At 33.6% G+C, this 8,936-nt stretch carries 6 protein-coding genes; 4 read left to right on the forward strand and 2 right to left on the reverse strand.

What is annotated here, in order from left to right:
• Window positions 1-1,157 precede the first annotated feature (1,157 nt).
• The 4 genes from MWU65_RS17100 to MWU65_RS17115 are packed head-to-tail and all read left to right on the forward strand — an operon-like array spanning window position 1,158 to window position 7,464.
• Entirely contained in the window at window positions 1,158-2,285 is a 1,128-nt protein-coding gene (locus MWU65_RS17100; protein WP_247079898.1) for an aminotransferase class I/II-fold pyridoxal phosphate-dependent enzyme, read from the forward strand.
• Entirely contained in the window at window positions 2,282-4,228 is a 1,947-nt protein-coding gene (locus MWU65_RS17105) for a nucleoside-diphosphate sugar epimerase/dehydratase (protein ID WP_247079899.1), read from the forward strand. Before MWU65_RS17100 ends, MWU65_RS17105 begins: the two co-directional genes overlap by 4 nt.
• 37 nt (window positions 4,229-4,265) lie before the next feature.
• On the forward strand, window positions 4,266-5,045 hold the full coding sequence (locus MWU65_RS17110) for a polysaccharide biosynthesis/export family protein (RefSeq protein ID WP_247079900.1): 780 nt from the start codon (window positions 4,266-4,268) through the stop codon (window positions 5,043-5,045).
• Between the two features lie 31 nt (window positions 5,046-5,076).
• On the forward strand, window positions 5,077-7,464 hold the full coding sequence (locus MWU65_RS17115; RefSeq protein ID WP_247079901.1) for a tyrosine-protein kinase family protein: 2,388 nt from the start codon (window positions 5,077-5,079) through the stop codon (window positions 7,462-7,464).
• Between the two features lie 62 nt (window positions 7,465-7,526).
• Here MWU65_RS17115 and MWU65_RS17120 read toward each other — a convergent pair whose 3' ends face one another.
• Window positions 7,527-8,267, reverse strand: coding sequence for a CpsB/CapC family capsule biosynthesis tyrosine phosphatase (locus tag MWU65_RS17120; protein ID WP_247079902.1), 741 nt, complete (start codon window positions 8,265-8,267; stop codon window positions 7,527-7,529).
• A 311-nt stretch (window positions 8,268-8,578) separates the two neighbouring features.
• Window positions 8,579-8,936: hypothetical protein (locus MWU65_RS17125; protein WP_247079903.1), on the reverse strand; the 358-nt coding region annotated here is incomplete at its 5' end.

Below are 8,936 nucleotides of genomic sequence, written 5' to 3' on the forward strand. Positions count from 1 at the left end.
AGAGAAGTTTAGCGTTGGTTTTGTCAGTCTAGATTTTTTGTTTCTTTTTCATCAATGGAAAAAGAAAGGAGAAGACCTTTTAGGTTCAATTGGTTCTCGATACACTATTTCATTCTTCAATAGCACTCGCTCCGATTGTTTGGAGGACAAAACGATATAGAAAAACTCAATGTCACTTCGAGTGAATTGTTTTGTAGCGCTAGCGAAGAAATAATTAGTATCGAGAAGCATTTAGATTTCAAAAGTTCTCGATACTAAATTCTGAAAATAGAATTTCACTCGAACTGACATTATCCTAAAATCATAAAGCGTTTCGACAATCAACGATCAACCAATAACGAACAATGTCAGTCTAGATTTTTTGTTTCTTTTTCATCAATGAAAAAAGAAAGGAGAAGACCTTTTAGATTCAATTGGTTCTCGATACATTTTTTGTTCCATTCTATTCCACAAAAAACACTCGAACTGACCGCTTTAGGTTACATCAAATTTTATGTCCAAAATTATCAGGCCTAAGAACCATCAACGATCAACCAACAACTAACAATGTTAGTCTAGATTTTTTGTTTCTTTTTCATCGATGGAAAAAGAAAGGAGAAGACCTTTTAGGTTCAATTGGTTCTCGATACATTTTTTGTTCCATTCTATTCCACAAAAAACACTCGAACTGACATCCTAGTACTTTTTGCATTCTAAGTATGCAGAGAAATTAGTACTTAGACAGGCTCAAAAGGACTATTAAATAGCTTTAGAATTGTCATTGTTCTCTATCCACTATTTCATTCTTCAATAGCACTGGAACTGACATCCTAGTCCTATTTACAGAGCATAGTTTAAGGGGAACAAATAGATGAGATAACCATCCCTACTTTGTTGTAAGAAATGTTAATTTGCATAAAAAAGGGATGCTAGCACTTCTAAAAATATCAATTTTAGTACACTTAGTATGTATTTTTACCCAGATATACAATTTTGAGTGCAACATCTTTAAATTACCCTTAAATTAGTTGAAAATACTGAAATGTAGTATTTAATCGATATATATAAGACTTTACCGAATTAATAAAAGACAAGGCTTTTGTTGAGGATAAATGCAATAAATTTGAGGAGTTAATACAAACAATAATCGTTTATTTCGTAGTTAGAAATTAAGTTTTATGGCAGAACAAAGTAAGATATGGCTTTCATCACCTCATATGGGTGGGGATGAACAAAAATTTGTAAAAGAAGCTTTTGACACCAATTGGATAGCTCCTTTAGGGCCCAATGTAACTTCTTTTGAAAATGCAATTGCAACCTATATCGATAATAATGTACATGTTGCAGCTTTGAGTTCAGGAACTGGTGCCATACATTTAGCCTTAGAATTATTAGGAGTCTCTAGTGGGGATGAAGTATTGTGTCAAAGCTTTACCTTTTCTGCATCGGCCAATCCTATAGCGTATTTGGGTGCAACCCCTGTTTTTGTAGATAGCGAAAAGGATACATGGAATATTTCTCCCATATTACTGAGGAAAGCCATTGTAGACAGAATAGCAAAGGGAAAAAAGCCCAAAGCTATTGTAGCGGTTCATTTGTACGGAATGCCTTATAAAGTTACAGAAGTACAAAAGGTAGCTACTGAATTTAATATTCCTATTGTAGAAGATAGTGCCGAAGCTTTAGGCAGTACATACAATGCTATAAAATGTGGAAGTTTTGGAGATATTGGTATCTTATCTTTTAATGGAAACAAAATAATAACAACTTCTGGTGGAGGTGCCTTAACGAGTAAAAATGAAGAGGTAAAAAAGAAAGCCGTGTTTTTAGCCACTCAGGCTAGAGATGAGGCCCCACATTACCAACATTCTGTTGTTGGTTATAACTACAGAATGAGTAATGTTCTGGCAGGTATAGGAAGAGGACAGATGCTCGTTTTAGACGATAGAGTAGCTGCTAGAAGAGCAAATTATCAGTATTATTATGATAATTTGAATGCGATTCCATCCATTGAATTTTTGGATGAACCCAAAGGAAGTTTTTCTAACCGATGGCTGAGTTGTATTTTAACTCCGTCATTTAATAGTAGAGAGGCAATTCGTTTGGCTTTGGAAAAGGAAAATATAGAATCTCGTCCCCTTTGGAAACCAATGCATGTACAGCCCGTTTTTGAGAATTGTCCAAATTATATGGATGGAACTTCTGAAAACCTATTTGAAAGAGGCTTGTGTTTGCCAAGTGGATCCAATTTAGAAGAAGAAGATTTAGAAAGAGTAGTACACATAATTAAGTCCCATATATTATGATAAAAAATTACTTAAACAATAATGTAGCAAGATATGCTTCAAAATGGCTCGTTTTATGTATCGATGTAGCTATAATGATTTTGGCATTTATTTTGTCGTATTTAGTACGTTATAATTTAACGCTAGATTTTGATGTTGCGCAATTGCCGTTTCAGTTGCCCATTGTAGCCCTAGTGGCAACGGTGGCCTTTTTAATGACAGGCTCTTACAAAGGTGTTGTTAGGCATACGGGTGTAAAGGATATCTATAATATCTTTAATGCCATTTGCTTATCTAGTATTCTTATGATTCTACTAGTACTGGCAAATAAAAAATTAGCTATTTTTGGTTGGACAACCATACCACTTCAAATTATTATTGTTCATAGTTTAATAGGTTTCTTGGCCTTGTCTGCATCTAGATATATCTTTAAATCTATCTATCAGAGTATTGTCAATAAAAGTATGATGGACCATAAACGTGTATTGATATATGGAGCGGGTGAGTCTGGAATTATAACACACAGCGCCATTACCAACCATTCTAAATCCAATATTAAAGTAGTAGGCTATATTGACAACAATAGTAAAAAGGCAGGAAAGAGTATAAACGGAGTACGCGTTTACGACAAAAGGGATTTGACAGAAAATTTTATTGTTGAAAATAATATTTCAGAAGTAATTTTCTCTATTCAAAATATTAGTCCAACGGCCTTACGAGGCCTTGTAGAAGGATTGGTTGATTTTCCGGTGAAAGTTAAAATAGTTCCTCCGGTAGAGGATTGGATTAATGGGGAATTGAAATTTTCTCAGATTAAACAAATTCAGATAGAGGATTTATTGGATAGAGCGCCTATAAATATTGAGAACTCAAAAATAGCCGAGGAATTAAAAGATAAGGTGGTTATTGTAACTGGAGGTGCAGGGTCTATAGGAAGTGAATTGGTTCGGCAAATTTGTAAATACAATTACAAATCTTTAATTGTTATAGACCAGGCAGAATCTGCCTTATATGATCTGCAGCAAGAATTAAAACAGAACGGTTATCATAATTTTTTGGCGATTGTAGGCGATATTAGAGATAAAAATAGATTGAATCATATTTTTCAAGAGCACAATCCCAATATGGTGTTTCATGCAGCGGCTTATAAACATGTACCACTAATGGAGTACAATTCTTATGAAGCCATTAAGATAAATGTTGCAGGCACCAAGGTATTAGCAGATCTATCTATTCAGTATAATGTAGATAAATTTATATTTGTATCCACAGATAAGGCCGTAAACCCTACCAATGTTATGGGAGGTACAAAACGAATTGCTGAAATGTATATTAGCTGTATGCAACAAGAGCATAAAACGAAGTTTATTACCACACGTTTTGGTAATGTATTAGGCTCAAATGGGTCCGTAATACCTCTATTTAAAAAGCAGATCGATAAAGGAGGACCATTGACGGTAACCCATAAGGATGTGACCCGCTTTTTTATGACTATCCCTGAAGCGTCTCAATTGGTTTTAGAAGCAGGGGCTATGGGACAAGGAGGAGAGATTTTTATCTTTGATATGGGAGAATCTGTTAAAATATTTGATCTTGCCAAAAATATGATTAAACTGTGTGGTTTAAAATATCCAGAAGAAATAGATATAAAAATAACAGGACTTAGACCTGGAGAAAAATTATACGAAGAATTATTAGCAAACGGAGAAAATACAATGCCAACCTATCATAAGAAAATAATGATTGGGAAAGTTCGAGAATTAGATTATATACAAACCCGCTCTTTAATTGATGAACTTTGTGTAAACAATATGTTTTTTAAGCCAAATACCATAAGTTTGATGAAACAGATTGTACCTGAATTTATTTCGAGCAATTCTGAACTTTGTAAATTAGATGCTAAAAAAGAACCACCACAACTTGTTGATAAAATTGAAGCAACAACCAAAATATTTCAACCATAATTTTATATACTTACACTCATTTATAAAAATCATTACAATGTACACTAAGAATAATTATTTACTACTGGCTTTAATTGGGGTTTTATTGGCTTCATGTGCATCCCGAAAGGATATTGCTTATTTTCAAGACCTTTCTTCCTTTGAAACTATGGTTGACACAGATACCTTTGTACCACGATTTAAAGTAGGAGATAAGATGGGTATTAGTATTACCTCTGAAGATCCTATAGCTAGTGCACCTTTTAATATGGTAGCTGGAGCTTCTTTAGGTGAAGCGGCAATTGGTGGCCAAATGACCTATTCAGTAGATTTAGATGGGAATATTGTATTACCTGTATTAGGGGTGTTAGAGGTAAAGGGACTGTCATTAACAGAAGTAAAAGAAGCCATTCGGAATAAATTAATAGGAGATGGTCATTTAAAAGATCCAAATGTGCATGTATCCCTAAAGAGTTTTGTGGTAACAGTCTTAGGTCAGGTAAATAGTCCTGGCACGTTTGAGATAGAAGGGCAGCGTACCACCATTTTGCAGGTACTTGGTCTTGCAGGAGATCTTACCATTACAGGACGTAGAGATAATGTTTTGGTGATGCGCGATTTTAATGGCACTAAAGTCTCTACCCGTATAGATTTAACTAAAAAGGAGGTTTTAAATTCACCGGTGTACTACCTTACCCAAAACGATGTTATTTATGTAGAACCTAATGGTTCTGAGGTAAATGCATCGAAAGCAGATAGTAGATCCTTAGTGTTTTCTGTAGCATCTATACTTTTGTCCTTGACAACAACCGCATTAGTAATAATTACAAGAAATTAAAAGCTATCGATAAAAATTTGAATGAAAATATATGGATTTAGATTCTAAGAATAGTATTAAAAGTAGTTTTGATATTAAAGAAATTGTAAAGAATTATACTAAAAATTGGATTTGGTTTGTTTTAGCTTTGGTAATAGCCCTTTCATTGGCGTATGTTAATATACGATATACTACGCCTCAATATTCGGCCATCGCCAAAATACAAATCTTATCAGAACAAGGTTCTAAAAGTGAATTAAGTGTCTTAAAAGATTTGGGTGGTTTTTCTGGGGATAGTGATGTGGAAGTATTGGATGAAATTTTGTCTATTAAATCCAGGTCTAACTTTATAGAAATGGTAGATAACCTAAATCTAAATGTCCGCATTTTTACAGAAGGTAGAGTCTTAGAAACGGAAGTATATAAAAATCCGCCCTTTACCATTAACTTTTTAGAACACGATTCCATCGTTAATAAAACAGGTTTTTCCTTTTATATCGATTTTTTAAATGAAGAAACCTTTGGGTTTTCCAAATCTGAAGAAGGGGAAGTTAAAAAATACTCTTTTGGCTCTAAGGTATTAACGGTTGTTGGGGATATTGTTATAACTCCAAACCTTTCTAGATTATCAAACTCAAAGGGTTTTATAGGCAAAAGATATAAGGTACTTGTATCTCCAATAGAAGTTGTGGCTAGTGGCTATAGAGATAGAGTGAGTATTGCTCCCACCGAAAAAGGGTCCCGAATGTTAGATTTGTATTTAACAGACAATGACCAGCAAAAAGCAAAAGATATTCTCAACGAGCTAATTAAAATTTATAATAATAATGCCTCGGCTGGAAGAAAGGCTATTGCAGACAAAACTTCCAATTTTATCAATGATAGAATAGAAGTTATAGCATCGAGCTTATCTGGGTATGACCAAGAAGAACAAGATTTTAGAAGTTCAAAAGGGGTAACTGATATAGAAAGTGAAGCTAGTTTTAATTATGGTATGAGTTCTTCAAGTGAACAAGAATTAGAAGGTGCTAAAATCCGGTTGGGAGTTGTTGAAGCCCTTACAAATCAGGTTCAAAATCAGGACGGATTTGATGTGCTCCCAAGTGGTGTAATTCAAGATCCTTCAATCAACGATGCGGTAAATAAATACAATGAACTGGTTATTACCAGAGATAATTTATTAAAGAACGCCAGCTCTAATAATCCCGCCGTAAAACGGTTAAATGATGAGTTGTCAGGAATAAAGCAGGGTGTAGCCTCTAGTTTGGCAAATACAAAGAATGCATTAGGCTTGCAAGTAAACAGTTTAAGCAAGCAAGTAAGTCAATTTAAATCCAAGTTGTATGTATCCCCTATAAATCAGCGGAAACTAACGGATATTACGCGGAAGCAGAATAGTATTGAGGGAATTTATCTTTTTCTATTGCAAAGACGTGAAGAGTCTCAAATTGCTTTTGCCTCTGCAACTCCTAAGTTGAAGACCATAGATTATGCCTATAATCTGGGGAATGGTCCTGTGTCTCCTATAAAAAGAAATATTTATTTTATGGCCATTGTGGCGGGTCTTTTTATTCCGTTTGGGTTTATTTATGTGAAAGATTTATTGGATAATAAAATCCATAATAAAATTGATTTGGAAAAGCTGGTAGGAACAATTCCGGTTTTAGCAGAAATTCCGAAAATAAAAAGTAAAATAAAATTAGTACAGTCAAATGATAGATCAGTTTTGGCGGAATCTTTACGGATATTACGAACCAATATTGATTATTTATTGCAGGCGCAGCAGGCTAAAACTAAGAATAAGAATAATATTGTTTTTATAACTTCTAGTGTTTCCGGAGAAGGAAAAACCTTGTTGGCTTCTAACCTTGCTTTAATATTTGCAAATACCAATAAAAAAGTTTTGTTAATAGGGGCTGATATTCGGAATCCTAAATTATATACGCTGTTTGATGAATCTTACAGTAAAAACAATGTACGAACCAAGTATGCTGGTTTAACAGAATATCTAACGTCAGGGACAACCTTACAAGAAATTATTAGACCTTCGACTCCCGAATCTCCTAATTTAGATATTATATACTCAGGAATGATTCCTCCTAATCCGGCAGAAATACTAATGGATAAAAAAATGGAAATTCTTTTTAACGAAGTATCTGAAAAATACGATTATGTTATTGTAGATACAGCACCAATGGTTGTAGTAACCGATACCTTATTGATAAGTAAATATGCAAGTCAAATTTTATATGTAACTAGGGCAGGAGCAACTGAAAATAAGGTGATTCAACATCCAATCAATTTATTGGAAGAAGGTAAAATAAACAACCTTAGTTTTGTGGTAAACCATGTGAACGAATCGGATTTAGGTTATGGAGGAAAGTATGGATATGGTTATGGAGTTGATCAAAAAAAATGGTGGCAATTCTTTAAAAAGTAAACGTAGCTAGTAAAAATAGTAAAATCCTCTGTTCATTTTTATGAAGCTGAGGATTTTTTATTTTAGCCAAAATTATAGCTGGTGTTGTGTATAAGTGGCTCTAGTTTTTCTGCTATTTTTAAGGGTATTTTTATTTCTTTTATAGCATTTAATTGCCTTATGTTATGAACATCTGAACCTACAAAGTCAAACAGCTTGTTATCCAGTAATTTCAATGCATTTTTTTTCACGGCTTCCCCGTAATAATTGCTTAAAGAAAGTAGATTTAATTGAAAATACATTCCTTGTTTTTTGTAATCGTCATACTTGTTAAAATTGGTATGTATAAAAGAATAGCGTTCTGGGTGTGCTAAAATTGGAAATAAATTCGCTTTTTTTAGTTTTTGTATGGCTTCATCAAAATTAATGGATGCTTGTAAAAAAGACATCTCTATTAAAATAAAATCTTTTTTTAAAGGCATAATCTGCTTGCTGTCTATAATTGATTCAAAAAAAGGATCAACCATATGTTCCGCCGCAGCTTCTATTGTAAAATTGGTGATATTTTCAGTTTTCAACTGATTTTTTAGTGACCCTAAAGCTTCGTGAATACTATTGGGTGTATTTGGGTAATACCCATCCATAATATGTGGGGTGGCTATAAAATTAGTGATACCAATTTCTTGAAATCCTTTTAAAATGGAAATGGACTCTTCAGTGGTTTTTGCTCCATCATCTATACCAGGGAGAATATGATTGTGTATGTCAGTAAACCCTTCTAGATAATCTACAAGGAACTTCTTTTTACTAAAAAAATAAAACATAAATAAAATTTTGATTTGGGCTGTGGATTCCCTGTTATTTTTACTAGTATTTGTGACGTTAAAAGTATAAAACTATATCCTATTTTAAAGGCTATTCTAGTGAAATTCTTCTTTTAAGATTTTGTACCGAGAACTTTTGTAATGGGCATTCATTTTTGAGTATTCTGATTAACCTTACGCTTTATTATGGTTGATTGCTGTTGGTTGATCGTCTAAACGCTTTATGATTTTAGGATAATGTCAGTTCGAGTGAAATTCTTCTTTCAGAATTTTGTATCGAGAACTTTTGAAATCTAAATACTTTATAATGGTTAACTGTTGTCTGTTGAAGGTTGATGGTTTTTAGGCAATGTCAGTTCGAGTGATTTTGAGGTACGAAAAATTGTATCGAGAACAATAATAACCTTAAAGCTTCTCGATAGTTCTGCTGAGCCTGTCGAAGTACAAATTATTTCTCCGCTAGCGCTATAAAATAATTCACTCGAAGTGACATGATGCCTAAGAAATACGCTGTACCTAGTTGTCCCCGAACATTCGGGACGAGTGCTGTTGAAGAATGAAATAGTGTATTGAAAACCAATTGAACCTAAAAGGTCTTCTCCTTTCTTTTTCCATTGATGAAAAAGAAACAAAAAATCTAGACTGACAAAACCAACGCTAAACTTCTCT

This window comes from Cellulophaga sp. F20128 (assembly GCF_023015805.1).
GTDB lineage: Bacteria > Bacteroidota > Bacteroidia > Flavobacteriales > Flavobacteriaceae > Cellulophaga.

Coding starts and splice junctions, on each gene's coding strand:
- MWU65_RS17110 (WP_247079900.1), top strand. CDS start 4,266: ATGTACACTAAGAATAATTATTTACTACTGGCTTTAATTGGGGTTTTA.
- MWU65_RS17120 (WP_247079902.1), bottom strand. CDS start 8,267: ATGTTTTATTTTTTTAGTAAAAAGAAGTTCCTTGTAGATTATCTAGAA.
- MWU65_RS17115 (WP_247079901.1), top strand. CDS start 5,077: ATGGATTTAGATTCTAAGAATAGTATTAAAAGTAGTTTTGATATTAAA.
- MWU65_RS17100 (WP_247079898.1), top strand. CDS start 1,158: ATGGCAGAACAAAGTAAGATATGGCTTTCATCACCTCATATGGGTGGG.
- MWU65_RS17105 (WP_247079899.1), top strand. CDS start 2,282: ATGATAAAAAATTACTTAAACAATAATGTAGCAAGATATGCTTCAAAA.